The organism is Filomicrobium insigne (assembly GCF_900104305.1).
Taxonomy (GTDB): domain Bacteria; phylum Pseudomonadota; class Alphaproteobacteria; order Rhizobiales; family Hyphomicrobiaceae; genus Filomicrobium; species Filomicrobium insigne.
In genome coordinates this window covers 344680-359474 of sequence record NZ_FNJC01000003.1, presented here as the reverse complement: position 1 = coordinate 359474, position 14795 = coordinate 344680, and the positions used below count along the sequence as shown (strand labels likewise).

The following is a 14795-nucleotide window of genomic DNA, read 5'->3' as shown; positions in this document are numbered from 1 at the left end:
CCGCTACTCCTCCGCACTTGCAAGCGCATTGACCGCAGCCACCGTGATGGCTGAGCCCCCAAGACGCCCGTCGACGATGAGGGCGGGTGCAGGCGTGGCTGCCATCAAGGCCGCCTTGGATTCAGCTGCCCCAACGAATCCTACGGGACAGCCGATAATCGCCGCAGGTCTCGGGCACTTCGGATCTTCAAGCATGTTGAGCAAGTGGAAGAGTGCGGTCGGCGCGTTCCCTATCGCGACGATGGCGCCCTTCAGATGCGGACGCCATAATTCCAGAGCCGCCGCCGAGCGCGTGTTGCTCATCGCCTTTGCGAGCTCAGGCACCTGCGGATCTTGCAGCGTGCAGATCACTGCGTTGTCCATTGGGAGACGGCGACGCGTAATCCCCTCCGAAACCATGCGTGCATCACAAAGGATCGGCGCTCCTGCCTGAAGCGCCTTACGCGCTACCGTCGCCATGCCTGGCGTGAAGCGGACATGCTCTTCTAGTCCAACCAATCCGGCCGCATGGATCATGCGCACGACAACCGGCTCTTCGTCAGAGGAGAATGGCGCAAGGTCGGCTTCGGCGCGGATCGTCGCGAACGATTGCCGGTAGATCGCCTGACCGTCAGTTTCATATAGATGCGCCATCAGACGGCCTCGTTGATACGTGTGGGGTTCGCAATCAGCGCTTCCGCTGACACAGGGGCACCGATCGGATCATCGCCAGCGCGGCCATGACGAATGAGAGAGAATCCAGTCGGACCGGCCACGAGTGTTCGCGGCGTGGGGGTAGGCTGTGCACATCCCTTCGCGCAGCCGGACACATGAAGCTGACTGCCGTTCGGCACGTGGGCGGACAGCATGCGCGCCAGCGATCGCGTCGGTTGATGGGCTTGCGGACAACTCGGTGCGCCAACGCAGGCGACAACCCGGTTGAGGGGATCATCGGCGTCAGTGATCACGTCCTGAAGTTCAGGGCGTTGATGAAGGCCAACGATGAGCACCATTCGCCAAGGGGTCAGTTGCAGCGGCCCCAGTTGGGCGAGCGCGGCAAGCGTTTGCGCACTCATCTGACCGAAGGCCAAACCGACGAGCCAACCCTTTTCTGTCTGGCCGGGCGTTGGCTTGAAAGCCGCCTCCGGCTTGCGCGGTACGGCGGTAAAACGTTCCGGTAGAGGCGTGCCCCGGGCGATGTGCGCCGCCATACGGCCGCGTCCGTCCACCATGCCGCCAGTATCCAGGAACCATCGGCTGAGAGCGACCGCCGCCTCCACCGCTGTGTCTGGCGCAATGATCGCGCCCGTACCCGCACCATCCGCGACGCATACGAGTGATCCATCGCTAGCGCGCTCGAAACGAATGTCGGCAGGAGCGGACCGCAGGACCGGTGCTTCCTCGATATCGATCGCGAAACCAAATTTCCCAGGTAGGCGCGGGGCGTTGGGCTTGGCCAGTGCGTGGGACAGATCTTCAGCGAGGGTATGGGCCAAATCGTCCGTGACAGCGAATGGCGTGACGATGATATTTCGGTTTGCCTCTGCATCGGCATTCGCGTCGATAAGGTCGAGTTCCATCAAACCGGAGAGCAATCCGTCATAGCTTTGCTCACGCACCCCGCGCACCTGCAGATTTGCACGGTTTGAGATATCTATGACTCCATTCCCGTAGCGTGATGCGAGCTTCGCAATCTCAGAGGCCTCACGCGCGCTCAAGCGTCCGCCCGGGGGTTTGATCCGGACGATTAGTCCGTCGCCAGACGCCATGGGACGCAGCGCATTTGGACACCAGCCTTTGACGAGGAAGTTCGTGCTCATGGCTCGACCTCCAAGCTCGCTGCGATGGAGTTGCTCCGTGTTTGCCAGAGCCCTGCGTCGCGGAGCGCGCGGAACTGATCCTGCATCGCACGGAACGCGTCGGGATTTTCACGCGCAATGAAGTCGGCAACCTCACCACGGCCCAGCGTCGCGTCATGATATAAATCGAACAGGTGCGCCGGTACGTTGCGCGCGAGATGCGCGAAGGCTGCGAGGTGATCGAGTGTTGCGGCGAGTTCCGCAGCGCCGCGAAAACCGTGACGCATCATCCCCGCCGCCCACTCAGGATTTGCGGCACGGGCCCGGACAACACGCGCTATCTCTTCGCTCAATGTGCGTGCACGTGGTGTTTCCGGTCGGGTGGTATCCAGATGGTAGAGCGCGACCGAAGACCGCCCCAGCGCGGACATCGCTGCGGCAAAGCCTCCTTCGTGACCAGCATAATCGGCCGCGAGAAGGACGTCGGTTTCGGGTAAATCCTGTGCGTGCGCAAACGCGTCGGCACTTCTGAGACGGCTCTCCAGGGCTTTTCTCGCCAGGTGGCTTTCGCCACTGACATCGATCGACCATTCCGAAGCTCTGATCCATGCTTCGCCAGCGGTGCGACGCCCCTCATCAGAATAATCTTGAACGGCTGTCCCCAAGTCCAAGCCGTACAACCCTGGCTTGGGTCCGAACACGCGGGGAACCCGGTTCACATAAGGATTTTCTTCGACGGGTTCGTCGCGATCAGCAAGCGCCGCTGCCGCGGCTTCGAACATCTGTGCGAGGCCGGGAAAGACATCGCGGAAAAGCCCGGAAACTCTTAGCGTCACATCAATCCTGGGCCTGTTCAGCAGCGCCGGGGGCACGATCTCGAACCCTGTCACGCGCCCGGAGGCACCGTCCCAACGTGGCGTCAGTCCTGCCAAGTGAAGCGCCATAGCGAACTCTTCGCCCGCAGTCCGCATCGTCGCCGATCCCCACAGGTCGATTACCAGACCGCGCGGCCAATCGCCATGATCTTGTAGGTGACGACGCACCAATTCTTCCGCGTTCTTCACGCCCTGCGCGAACGCAACGCGGGTCGGCACCGCGCGCGGATCAACACTGAAGAGATTGCGTCCCGTGGGGAGGACATCGGTGTGTCCGCGATAGGGAGACCCTGAGGGTCCGGGCGGCACCCGGCGGCCGGCCAGTGCTGAGTGTAGTCCCTCTCTCTCCCCTTCGCGCGCGCCGTAGATGTGGAGACCGTCGCCAAATCCGCTGTCTTTGATGTCGCAAACGAAGCGGTCAATTCTCACAATGGCTTCGGCCGCGCTTATATTTTCGTTGATGCCCAGGTCTGCTTCCACTCCTTTGGCCTGCGCCTCCGCGCGGATCATTGCGATGAGCCGGTCGCGCCGCGCGGGATCAAGCCCGTCTGCGGTGGAATACTCATCCAAGAGCCTTTCGAGTTGAGACAAACCTTCCGGCACGGCGCTGTCGCGCATCGGCGGCGGCATATGTCCCAAAGTGACGGCACCGAGCCGTCGCTTGGCTTGTGCTGCCTCCCCCGGATCGTTGACGATGAACGGATAAAGAACCGGCAGGTCACCCAACAACGCCTGCGGCCAGCACGTGTCCGACAAGGCGACGGATTTTCCCGGCAGCCATTCCAAGGTGCCGTGCGCCCCTATGTGGATCAGCGCCGAGAAGCCCTGCGCACGTAACCAAAGGTAAAAGGCCACGTATGCGTGGCGGGGGACGCGTGCGAGATCATGATAGTCGTCATCACGGCTCTCCCTCAGTCCACGTTCCGGCTGGAGAGCAATCACCGCTTCTCCGCTCCTGATGGCGGCGAAGTGGAATCCTCCATCGACGACTGCGGGATCGTTATCGGGGTCTCCCCAAGCGCGTTGCAAATCAGCGCGCAGGCCTTCGGGGAGTTGGTCCAAGGCATTGCGGTACGCGCTGAGCGACCACGTCAGATACGATTTACTCAGTGTGCGCCCAAGGTCTGTCACCGGCTCGACGGCATAGCCTTCGCGTGCAAGGTCGAGAAGAATTGCTTCGCACGACGCCAGCGCGTCCAAACCCACCGCATGCGCCAGCTGATATTCCTTGCCCGGATAGGTGGACAATATCAGCGCCGGCTTTTGAGCCTCCGCCTTCGCCGTAGCAAGGCTGTGCCAGCGGGCGACGCGATCGGCGACCGCGCGCACGCGCGTCTCATCAGGCTGGTGAATCTTGCGAGAAAACTGCAGATCCGGATCGTGCTGCGTCCCACATTTAAAGCTCACGGCGCCCGCGAAAATGCGTCCATCGACTTCGGGAAGCACCACATGCATGGCAAGATCAGAGGGGGATAACCCTCGCTCCGAAGCCAGCCACAACGCGCGTTCGGCGGTCGAAAGCGCAACCTGAAACACCGGGCATCCCGGTCCATCGAGTGGCGAGCGCCCATCGTCGCCACGCGCTGAGAAGGCCGTCGCGTTCACGATCGCGACCGGAGCCATTTGCTCTAAGGCAACCTCGACCCATATGCGCGCGCCTGCAGCTTTTAGTGACGGTGCGAACATGCCGACCGCCTGAAAACCTCGTGCCCGCAGTTCGTGTATCAGTGCATCTATCGGCGCTGTGTCGGCCGCTGCCAGATAGGCACGATAGAATATGACAGGCACAATCGCTTTGCCATCGGGCGGCGACATTTGAACGCCGCGCGCGGGCTCGTAGAAGCCGCAGTCAGGCAACCGTTTATCGCCTGGAACAGGCGCCGCGTAGAGTCCAGCGGCCAACGCGAGCTGTGCCAGGGCTGCTTGAGCAGCAACCGCGCCACCTGCATCGCAAAGCGCCGACAATCTTCGCAACGTTGAAACAGGCAACGTGGAGAGTTCATCGAGCCTGTCGTCGTCGCGACCGTCACCCGGCAAAACAGCCAAAGCAATTCCGCGCTTGCGCGCGAGTGCGTTGAGTTCCGCTAGTCCGTATGACCAGTAGCTTTCTCCGCCGATCAGCCGAACGAGTATTCCCTTCGCCCCACTCAGCGTTTGATCCACGTACGTGTCAACCGAGATGGGATGCCGCAATGCCGCTAGATTGGCCAAGCGCAGACCGGGCAGATTTGCCCGACCGCGTTGCCATCCCGCCGCGAAGGCCCCCAAGTCACTGTCGGAGTAAGACAGCACCACCAAATCCGCAGGACCTTGGCCAAGGTCTTGCGGGGTCGCAGTCTCTTCCAGATCGTGACTTTCTCGGAAGACGACATGCATGGTGATCAGGCCTCGAAAACTGCCTGGATTGCCGCCGGATCAATCGCATCATGCTCAGCGATCACAACGAGCTGGGAACGGCGCGGCTGGTCGCCCCATGGACGATCGTATTGCATGCGCACGCGCTCACCCACGGCCTGCACCAGCATGCGCATCGGCTTGTCCCGGATCGCGAGATATCCTTTCACGCGGAGAATGTCGCGCTCTCGCGCAAGGCGGCGGATCGCCTCTGCGACACTCTCAGGATCGGCCAAGATGGGCAGATCGATAATCGCGGAGTCGAAATCATCATGCTCGTGATCGTCGGCGCCGTCATGGTGAGAGGGCCGCACGTCGAGGTTATCTTCGGCCGCGGCGTTGAGCCCAAGAATGACACGCGGGTCGATCACACCATCTGTCAGCGAGAGGATCGGGAGCCTGCGCGGAGCTTCGGCTTCGATCAAAGCACGTGCCGCCGAAATCCCTTCGTCTCCCGCAAGGTCCGCCTTGCTCAACAACACGATGTCGGCGCAGGCAATCTGATCCTCGAAGACCTCGGATAGAGGGGTTTCGTGATCAATGCTCTCATCGCCAGCACGTTGTGCGGCGATTGCTTCCTCGTCCGGTGCAAACCTGCCGGCTGCAACCGCCTCAGCATCCGCGACAGCAATAACGCCATCGACAGTGATGCGCGAACGGATGGCAGGCCAGTCGAACGCCTTCAGCAGCGGCTTTGGCAGCGCCAGACCGGACGTCTCGATGAGGATATGGTCGGGCTGCTGCGGCAGCGCCATCAAAGCCTCGATCGTCGGAATGAAATCGTCCGCGACCGTGCAGCAAATGCAGCCGTTCGCGAGTTCGACGATATTTTCCTCGGGGCAATTCTCGTCCGCGCAAGATCGCAAGATTTCGCCATCCACACCGATTGTACCGAATTCGTTGACGAGCACCGCAAGACGCTTGCCCTGCGGATTGCGCATCAAATGGCGGATCAACGTAGTTTTGCCCGCGCCGAGAAAACCGGTGATAACGCTGACGGGAATTTTTGACAGGTCGGTCATTAGTCCTCCATCGGGGGAATGCGCGCGAGCGAGTTTTTGCGGAAAATTTCCGGACGTTCGCGCCACGGCACGATGCCGTCTTCGCTGGCCGCGTATTTGGATGCGCCATCGAGAATGTCCGGGACGTGTTCGGCGGGATCGAGCCGGCCGTAGACGTAAGTCCACTTACCTGGGCCGCTGAGCGCAACCGCGCACCCTTGCGAACAAGCGGAGAGGCACTGCACGGGACGCAGACGCATCCCTTTGGGTATCCCTGCGGCTTCAAGCGCGGATAGCATCAACTGCCCGGGACAAGCGTCGTCGGGTTCAATCGTCGCGCCGCGACGGCAGGTCGTGCAGACAAGGATCGTAGCCATCAGGCCCCTTCAGCAGGGACGAGAGGTGCTAAAGCCAGAAGGGGAAGACGCCCGGTATCAGGCGATTCACCTGCCGGTCGCGAAACACCCCGTTCGCCCGTTTCAGTCACGCTGTTGGCAGGTCTCCCGGCTTGCGGATGTAGGGTTTTTAATCCTGCGGACGTTCGGCCTTCCCAGCTTTTGCCAGTGGCGTTGAACGTCCTCTCCGGTCACGGTCGCGGGGGCGGCTGCGTTGTAAGCTTTTGAGCAATTCCGGCTCAAGTGCTTGTCGCATTCCCTCTTCGCCTGTCATAGACAGGACCAACAATGCCTCAACTGAAGCCGAACGCCGTCAGTTGTCAAGATGAAGGAAAAGTATGGCGATGGATGAGACAGACTTAGCCGCGCGTCACGCAACCAAAATGGCCAAGATCAAAGCTGCGCGCGATCGCATGATGGCAACGAAGGAAGGCGAGAAGGGACTGATTATTGTTCACACCGGTGCGGGTAAAGGGAAATCCTCTTCCGGCTTCGGCATGATCATGCGCTGCATTGCGCACGGTTTTCCCTCTGCTGTGGTGCAGTTCATCAAAGGCGCTTGGGACACCGGCGAACGCCGGTTGATCGAAACCCACTTTCCTCACCTCTGTCAATTTCACGCGATGGGGGAGGGCTTTACCTGGGAAACACAGGACCGCGAACGCGACATCGCCGCAGCCCGTGCCGGCTGGGAAAAAGCAAAGGCGATGATCCTCAATCCAGAACTCCGGATGGTCTTGCTCGACGAGATCAACATCGCGCTGCGCTACGATTATTTGGACATTGCTGAGGTTGTCGCCTTTCTTCGCGATGAAAAGCCGCCGCTCACGCATGTCGTCCTGACTGGCCGGAACGCCAAGGACGAATTGATCGAGATTGCCGATCTCGTGACGGAGATGTCGTTGATCAAACATCCGTTCCGCGCCGGCATCAAAGCCCAGCCGGGCGTGGAGTTTTGAGGGTTTTACCCTTGGAACTCTAGCCTACAAGGATAACCTTAAGTGAAATCCCTTATGATTCAGGGAGCGGGTTCGAACGTCGGCAAGTCACTGCTTGTTGCCGGCCTCTGCCGCGCCGCACTCCGACGCGGGCTTCGCGTCGCGCCGTTCAAGCCGCAAAACATGTCGAATAACGCCGCCGTCACAGCGGACGGTGGTGAAATCGGTCGGGCGCAGGCCTTGCAGGCGCTTGCCTCGGGCCGCGAAGCCATTACCGACATGAATCCTATTTTGCTCAAACCTGAATCGGAGACGGGGTCACAGGTCATCGTCCAAGGCCAACGGCTCACCACTGTAAAGGCCCGCGCTTATTCAAGCCTGAAACCACAGCTTTTGAGCGCGGTACTCGCGAGCTTCAATCGGTTGAAAGGCGATGCCGACCTCGTGATTGTAGAGGGAGCCGGGAGTCCCGCTGAAGTAAATCTTCGACGCGGTGACATCGCCAACATGGGTTTCGCGCAGGCGGCGAGCGTTCCCGTCGTTCTGGCGGGAGACATCGAGCGTGGCGGCGTCATTGCCCAGATCGTTGGAACACAAGCCGTCATCGATCCCGATGACGCCGCGTTGATCTCGGGATTTGTGATCAACAAGTTTCGCGGCGATCCGCGCCTCTTCGATGACGGATATCGCTTCATCTCGGAACGCACAGGATGGCGGGGCTTTGGGGTCCTGCCCTATTTTCCGGATGCCAGGAAACTGCCCGCTGAAGATGTCCTCGACTTGCGCGAGAGCAATCTGGGCGAGGGGCTTCATATCGCCGTTCCTATTCTCTCCCGCATCGCGAATTTCGATGACCTCGATCCGCTCGCTCAAGAGCCGGGAGTTCGGCTCAGCATGATCCCTGCGGGTCGTCCTTTACCGGGTGATTGCGCTCTGATCATCCTGCCCGGATCGAAATCCACATCAACCGATCTCGCTTATCTTCGCGCGCAAGGCTGGGATATCGATCTCCGGGCGCATGTGCGTCGTGGTGGTGCTGTCCTTGGGATTTGCGGCGGTTACCAGATGCTGGGCCGCGCAATCCACGACCCGGACGGTATCGAGGGTACGCCGGGCAGCGTCGAGGGCTTGGGTCTTCTCGACCTAGAAACCGTGATGTTCCCGGACAAGGAAGTTTCGCGGACACAGGCCCGGCATGCGGCCTCCGGCACCGTGATTGACGCTTACGAAATTCACATGGGTCGCACGGACGGACCGGATCGCAAGCGCCCCTTCGCCTTTGTGAACGATCGGGCGGAAGGGGGCACTTCCCCGGACGGGCGCATTGTGGGCAGCTATATGCACGGCATGTTCGTTAACGATGACTTCCGCCGCAGCTTTTTGTCAGCGCTCGGGGCACGGACCGCTTCGTTTGCTTACGGTGCTTCCGTTGACGCTACCCTCGACGCTCTGGCGGAACACATGGAGACACACCTAGACGTCGATGCTTTGTTCGCCTTGGCGAGGTGAATACGCCATAGACGAGCTAATCTTTCTGTAAGCAATCCCGGACAAATCGAAGCCGCTCAATTGGACCGAGGTTCTGCGCATCGGCCTGCTTGCGGCAGTCCTCTCTTTTGTCAAACCGTTCTTCCAACCGTTGGACGATAGTGAGATTTTGAGAGACCGGTCCGTCTGCAGCAGCTTTCATCGCGCCTTGCAGCTTCTTTATGTCTTCGGCGGTCAAATGCGGCCGATCGATCTTGATGGTGAGTTTGTTGAGTTTGCCGGTGAACGGGAACGGCGGCTTGTAGTCAGCGTCGTTGACGCCGGTCAGCGTATCGGATCCAACGTCGAAGCTTTCATCCCACTGCAGGATCATGGGTAGCGTCTTCTGCATCTGTTTGGTGTCAACGGCTTTGCCGTCCACCTTGAGCACACCGGTACCGGGCCGGCCGACGCCGCTAAAGTTATTGAAAGCGAGCGTGCCAGGGCCCAAACCGTCATATGTGAATTCAAACTCGACTTTGTGCGCGCCCGGCGTGAGCGTGTCTTCGCCCTCCCACTTTACACGCTCCATATTGAGGAGGTTCCAGACCCACACGGGTTTGCCTTTAAGCAGATAGAAGCCGTAGCCGGCGAACCGCCCGCCCGACGTCAACATCATGCCCTCGGCACCCTGGTCGGGGATATCAATGTCCGCCGTGACGACAAACGATGTATTGAGCAAAAATGGAGAGTCGCCCTGCGGGAGCCCGACCATCGGTCGGGTATAGACGAACTCCGTGCGACCGGCCGTAATATTGGGCCTTGGCGCAACGATGCGTGCCGCGACGGATGCGTCCATCGGAAAGATCTGATATTTGCGGGCCTCGTCAATAAACTCCTGCTTCATCTCCTCGACTTTGTCCGGGTTCTTCGCGGCGATATCGTTGGTCTGGGTGAAGTCCTCGTTCAAGTTGTAGAGTTGCAAAACCTGATTGTTCAGCGGATCGGGATTGGCCGGACCAAAGGCCTCCCAAGGCGCACGATTGACCTTGGTGCTCAGGAACCAGCCATCCTTATAGAGTGCCCACTGTCCCATCATTTCGAAGTACTGAGTTGTGTGCCGGGTCGGTGTCTTGGCGTTTTCAGCGTCGAAAGTGTAGGCAAAGCTGGTGCCTTCAACGGGCATCTGCTTGATGCCATCAACCATCTCGGGCGCATGGATGCCGGCAACCTCGAGAAGGGTCGGAACGACGTCGATCACATGGACGAACTGCTCGCGCAAGGCCCCCTTGTCCTTGATGCGTTAGGGCCAGGACACCACCATGTTCTGGTTGGTGCCGCCAAGCCTTGACGCATTCTGCTTGAACCAATCGAACGGCGTGTCGAAGGCCCACGACCAGCCTGCCGACATGTGGTTGTATGTCTGTTCGGTGCCCCAAACATCATACCACTTCATCTGCTCGTCGACCGGGACCGTGACGCCGTTAAAGAAGGCAACCTCATTCGGTGTGCCCAGAGGTCCACCTTCGGCGCTCGTGCCGTTGTCGCCGTTGATGTAGATAATCAGCGTGTTGTCGAGCTTGCCGAGGTCCTCAAAGGTCTGGATCACGCGACCGATTTCATGGTCGTTGTAGGCCGCATAGGCGGCAAAGACGTCAACTTGCCGGATGAAGAGTTTCTTTTCCTCGTCGGAGAGTTGGTCCCACGGCTTCAGTGTCCCATTCGGCCAGGGTGCCAATTCGGAATTCGCCGGAATAATGCCGAGCCTCTTCTGATTTTCGAAGATGCGCTCACGCACCTTGTTGTATCCGTCGTCGAACAGATGCATCGCGCTGATCTTATCTACCCATTCCTTGGTGGGGTGATGCGGGGCATGCGTGGCGCCGGGCGCATACTTGATGAACAGCGGCTTAGATGGGTCGGTCTGGTGCATCCGTGTCATCCAGTCGATAGCGTCATCAGCCATCGCGGTCACAAGGTTCCAACTACCGGGCGGTTTGTCCTTGAAGGGATAAATCTGAGTGGTGTTGCGAAAGAGGTTGGGCTCCCACTGATTAGCGTCGCCTCCGACGAAACCGTAGAAATACTCAAAGCCCATTCCTGTCGGCCACTGGTCGAATGGACCAGCCTGGCTGGCAGCGAATGCGGGCGTATTGTGGTCCTTGCCGAACCATGAAGTCGCGTAGCCATTGTCCAAAAGGATCCGACCGATCGTGGCTTTGTCCCTTGGAATGATGCTGTTGTAGCCCGGGAAACCGGTGGACTGCTCGGAGATCACGCCAAAGCCGACCGAGTGATGGTTGCGCCCAGTAATTAGCGCGGCCCGCGTCGGTGAACAAAGCGCGGTGGAGAATACGCGATTGTAGCGGAGACCCGCGTTCGCGACACGGTCCATCGTCGGCGTTGGGATGACGCCTCCGAAGGTACTGGGAACGCCGAAACCCGCATCGTCCGTGATGATCAGCAGCACGTTGGGCGCGCCTTCCGGCGGCGCGATCCGCGGTGGCCACCAAGGCTTCGATTTCAGAGCATCCTGCTTGATGATTCCGCCGAACTTTGGATCGGGCGGTGGAAGCTGTACTCCCTGAACGCTCGTCGTCGCACTGGGAGAACCAAGGGCGCCGGTGACTTCCTGTGCTGTTGCCGGGGCACCTCCCAGAAGAAGAGAAGCAAGCGAGACAAACAAAAGTTCTCTAGTCGTCATGACCTCGTCCTTTGTTCCGAGCGAACATTCAAGTTGCCACAGTGTTTTTCAAACTCCGTGCGTTCAGACGCCTTAGAGTTTTTCAATTCAAATGCAGGAGAGGACGCGCTCATGGCGTTCTGGCCGAGCGCTAAGAAAGCGCCACATAAATAGGCATCGCTAGCTCGTCGCACTTTGTTTGCGCAAACTGCCAAAGCAATTCTTAGTTTTGATCTGACCCTGCGGAAATAGGTCCGGACTCGTGCGGCTAACCGGCGCCTGTTTCGGCCGCCGACGCAGAAGCAATAGAACATGCAATTCTCACAACGAAATGCCAGTGCTTGCCCGTCGCGCCTAGAATAATGAGGCTGCACCTCAACATATATGCTGTCAATTAAATTCCATTCTCAATTTTTTTACACCAATGAATTGGATTAGCGCATTTGAATTAGACTTAATTCCTCCAGAGTTTATGGGGGAATTTTTGCGAAAAATATCGTTTCGAGCGCACAGTAATGACCAAACAACAATTTCCGCCATCGAATCTGTTATCTGTTTGAGGTTATGACGCTAGAGATATTTGTGATGGTCTGGCCCGAGGAGGGCATCATGAAGAGTCAATGTCTGTCTGCCTCGGGTGGCGCTATTGCTCTCCTGCTCGCCTCGACTGCGCTTCCTTGTGTAGCGCGGTCCGGCGATCTCGCGACGGTGACAGAGCCGCCCGCCTCCAACAGCCGCTGGCAACTCAGCGCCACGCCCTATGGATGGTTCACCTGGTTGAAAGGCGACCAAACTGTAAAGGGTCGAACGGTCGACGTTGACGTCAATCCAATTGAACTCCTGGAGCACTTGGATGGGGTACCTTTCATGGGCTACATGGAAGCGCGCAAGGGTAGGCTCGCCTTTTACGGTGATATCGTCTACGCGCCCCTCAACCTTGGCACCGATGGCGTGCGGTCTCGCAGCATCAACCCCGCCATCAGCGGCACGCTCAGCGCTTCCGTCGGCTTGAGCATCGATCAAACCATTGTCGAGGCCGGTGGCACTTACGAAGTGGCAAAATGGCAATCCAGTGCCGGCACCACAGCAATCGATATCCTAGCCGGCGCCCGCTACTGGCATCAGGAAGCCGACCTCAGGCTGTCTTTGAACGGAAGTTTGGATATTGCCGACCTCTCCCTTGTCCGAGGTGCAGCCCTTGCACGCAGCGGCGGCGTCGACTGGGTCGATCCGGTCGTCGGCACAGTCATGCGGCACAATTTGGGGCCAGGGCAGGATCTGGTCTTGCGCGGGGATATCGGCGGTTTTGGCGCAGGCAGCAAGTTCTCGTGGAATGTGCTCGCCGCTTACAGCTTCGAGATTTGCTCCGAAGGAGGCGTCACCTATTCCGGCGTCCTCGGCTATCGATTGCTCGACGTCGACTATGAGAAAGGGTCAGGGCGCACGAAATACGAATACGACGTCCTGCAGCATGGACCTATCTCAGGGCTCTCGGTGGCTTTTTGAAACATTCCCGCCGAATATCTTAGTCGCGCCAGACGACCTAGCTCGCACGACTTCTGCTCAAGCGCTACTGATGTAACCCGGCATATGAGCCCCGTAGTCCTTGGCTAGGGGGCGACGTTGGCAGCGTTCTTTCGTGATTGCCGCCGCGCGAACTTTGCAGGCATCGTAAATACGTACTGAAGAAACGCGTCGACAAACTCAGCAATTTCGTCGACGTCTTCTTTTGCGAGTTCCGCGGCGTCATGCGCCGCGTCGTTACCGACTATTCTAATTTCGTCCGCCCATTTCGCGACATCGGCCGGGATATGGCTAGACGTCGTCAAGGCCGCTATGCGCTGTTGCAATGATGGGAAGGAGCCTCACGTTTTGTCGGATCCGGATAGATGGCGTAGATGTGCCAGCCGGACGTCGTGACGACGTCCACATCCCCCCTTAACCAATTGGAGTTACCGGAGCTTCCCCGTTCATGTTCAGAATGACGCAAGTGGGCTCATTGCAGGGAGGCAGATCGTGAAAACGATCACTCGCTGGTTCGTGCCACGCCGTTCAGACAGTGCTCTGGCCCGAAGCGGAACGGGGTCAGCGAGACAATGCGGACATTGGGTTGTCAGAACCGACATTGACGCAATCCTGTTGGGATACAAATAGGCTCACTCAAAATCCGCCACCATAATACTTGTTCAAAATCAATGCTCTGCAAGAAATAAATGGCGTGCCGAGAACGATGAAACGGAGAACTACGTGTACGCTATTTCCCTCCAGAACCCTCCAAAATAGCGGTGACAACACACGGGGTGGGCGGAATATAGCTGCGGGCATCGACGAAGGTATCCCTACTGGCGCGGCGGCCTCACCGTTAGAGTTTCTTAACTCTCTTTACGGATGGTTCTCCGAACGTGTTTGCGTCCACATTCGTTCATTCTGAGCATCTTGAGGGGCCCAACATGCTAAGAGCGCTCGCCATCGGTTTTGTCTTGGCTTCATCTGCGGGCAATGTATGTGCGGCCGAGCTGCTCAGGGCCCCGAACTACGATTGGAGCGGACCTTACATTGGTGCGCATGTCGGCAAGGCTTGGGGCGAGACCGGCAACTCGTGGCGCAATACGGTCATTACTGACTGGCAGCCCGATGGAGACATCTCCTACGACGGTACGGCCTCAGGTTTGCACCTGGGCTATCTGTGGCAGCGCGGCTCACTTGTATATGGCATCGAAGGCGACATTACTTGGTCCTCGTTGAACGGCGACGACAGCCAGTTTGCAGGTTTGGTCAACGCGCTGGAGATGGGCTACGTCGGCACCTTCAGGGCCCGGCTCGGATTTTCCCACAGTAACGCACTGATTTACGCGACAGGCGGCGTCGCGTTAGGCGAGATCGAAAAGAAAGACCTAACCCTCGGTTCATCCAACTCAAATGACGCTGTTGGTTGGGCAATGGGAGGCGGTCTTGAGTATGCCTTGTGGGATAGATTGCGAGTGCGCGTTGAGTATCAGTACGTCGACTTTGGCAGTGTCGTTTCCAGCCTTGGTTACGATCATCGGGCAGATGACATAAATATTCAGTCAGTGCGCGGCGGCATAAGCTACGGCTTTTGAATGCCTTGAGCGGCGGCACCTCTTCGCCTGTCTGGACTGCAAAGCGAGCAGATCGCCGTGAGCGGCGATACTCCGAGCTTGTCGCTTTCTGCGGTCGTGACGCCACGCATAGGCGTCTTCCAACGTGAACGTGCCATAGTATCTGCCCTTCGTCCGTGCTCGT

10 protein-coding genes, 1 pseudogene and 1 riboswitch are annotated in these 14795 nt (G+C 58.8%); of the genes and pseudogenes, 4 read left to right on the top strand and 7 right to left on the bottom strand.

Annotated elements, in window-relative coordinates; translation table 11 throughout:
• Nucleotides 1–3 precede the first annotated feature (3 nt).
• The 5 genes from BLS30_RS11815 to BLS30_RS11795 are packed head-to-tail and all read right to left on the bottom strand — an operon-like array spanning nucleotide 4 to nucleotide 6428.
• A complete protein-coding gene (locus BLS30_RS11815; protein ID WP_046479024.1) occupies nucleotides 4–633 on the bottom strand; it encodes a precorrin-8X methylmutase in 630 nt (209 codons plus the stop codon).
• Nucleotides 633–1799, bottom strand: a complete 1167-nt coding sequence (gene cobG, locus BLS30_RS11810; protein WP_090228990.1) for a precorrin-3B synthase — start codon at nucleotides 1797–1799, stop codon at nucleotides 633–635. Before cobG ends, BLS30_RS11815 begins: the two co-directional genes overlap by 1 nt.
• Nucleotides 1796–5029: a cobaltochelatase subunit CobN gene (gene cobN, locus BLS30_RS11805; RefSeq protein WP_090228988.1), complete on the bottom strand. Its 3234-nt coding sequence runs from the start codon at nucleotides 5027–5029 to the stop codon at nucleotides 1796–1798. The genes cobG and cobN overlap by 4 nt, the downstream gene beginning before the upstream one ends.
• Nucleotides 5030–5034: 5 nt before the next feature.
• Nucleotides 5035–6069, bottom strand: a complete 1035-nt coding sequence (gene cobW / locus BLS30_RS11800) for a cobalamin biosynthesis protein CobW (RefSeq protein ID WP_090228985.1) — start codon at nucleotides 6067–6069, stop codon at nucleotides 5035–5037.
• Complete coding sequence (locus tag BLS30_RS11795; RefSeq protein WP_170832473.1) at nucleotides 6069–6428, bottom strand: DUF1636 family protein; 360 nt, start codon at nucleotides 6426–6428, stop codon at nucleotides 6069–6071. The genes cobW and BLS30_RS11795 overlap by 1 nt, the downstream gene beginning before the upstream one ends.
• Nucleotides 6429–6524: 96 nt before the next feature.
• A riboswitch (cobalamin riboswitch) is annotated at nucleotides 6525–6745 on the bottom strand.
• A gap of 42 nt (nucleotides 6746–6787) precedes the next feature.
• Here BLS30_RS11795 and cobO point away from each other — a divergent pair.
• Nucleotides 6788–7402, top strand: a complete 615-nt coding sequence (gene cobO, locus BLS30_RS11790; protein ID WP_244464934.1) for a cob(I)yrinic acid a,c-diamide adenosyltransferase — start codon at nucleotides 6788–6790, stop codon at nucleotides 7400–7402.
• Nucleotides 7403–7456: 54 nt separating this feature from the next.
• A complete protein-coding gene (locus BLS30_RS11785) occupies nucleotides 7457–8890 on the top strand; it encodes a cobyric acid synthase (protein WP_210184037.1) in 1434 nt (477 codons plus the stop codon).
• 16 nt (nucleotides 8891–8906) lie between these two features.
• Here the strand turns inward: BLS30_RS11785 and BLS30_RS11780 are convergent.
• Nucleotides 8907–11552: pseudogene (locus tag BLS30_RS11780) on the bottom strand (arylsulfatase).
• Between the two features lie 588 nt (nucleotides 11553–12140).
• Between BLS30_RS11780 and BLS30_RS11775 the strand changes: the two are divergent.
• Nucleotides 12141–13037 carry a hypothetical protein gene (locus BLS30_RS11775; RefSeq protein WP_076605414.1) on the top strand — a complete coding sequence of 299 codons (897 nt, stop codon included), beginning with the start codon at nucleotides 12141–12143 and terminating at the stop codon, nucleotides 13035–13037.
• Between the two features lie 104 nt (nucleotides 13038–13141).
• On the opposite strand, the gene BLS30_RS11770 is transcribed toward BLS30_RS11775, so the two are convergent.
• Complete coding sequence (locus BLS30_RS11770; RefSeq protein WP_046479033.1) at nucleotides 13142–13381, bottom strand: DUF4145 domain-containing protein; 240 nt, start codon at nucleotides 13379–13381, stop codon at nucleotides 13142–13144.
• 600 nt (nucleotides 13382–13981) lie between these two features.
• On the opposite strand from BLS30_RS11770, the gene BLS30_RS11765 reads away from it, so the two are divergent.
• Nucleotides 13982–14632, top strand: a complete 651-nt coding sequence (locus BLS30_RS11765) for an outer membrane protein (RefSeq protein ID WP_052743917.1) — start codon at nucleotides 13982–13984, stop codon at nucleotides 14630–14632.
• Nucleotides 14633–14795 lie beyond the last annotated feature (163 nt).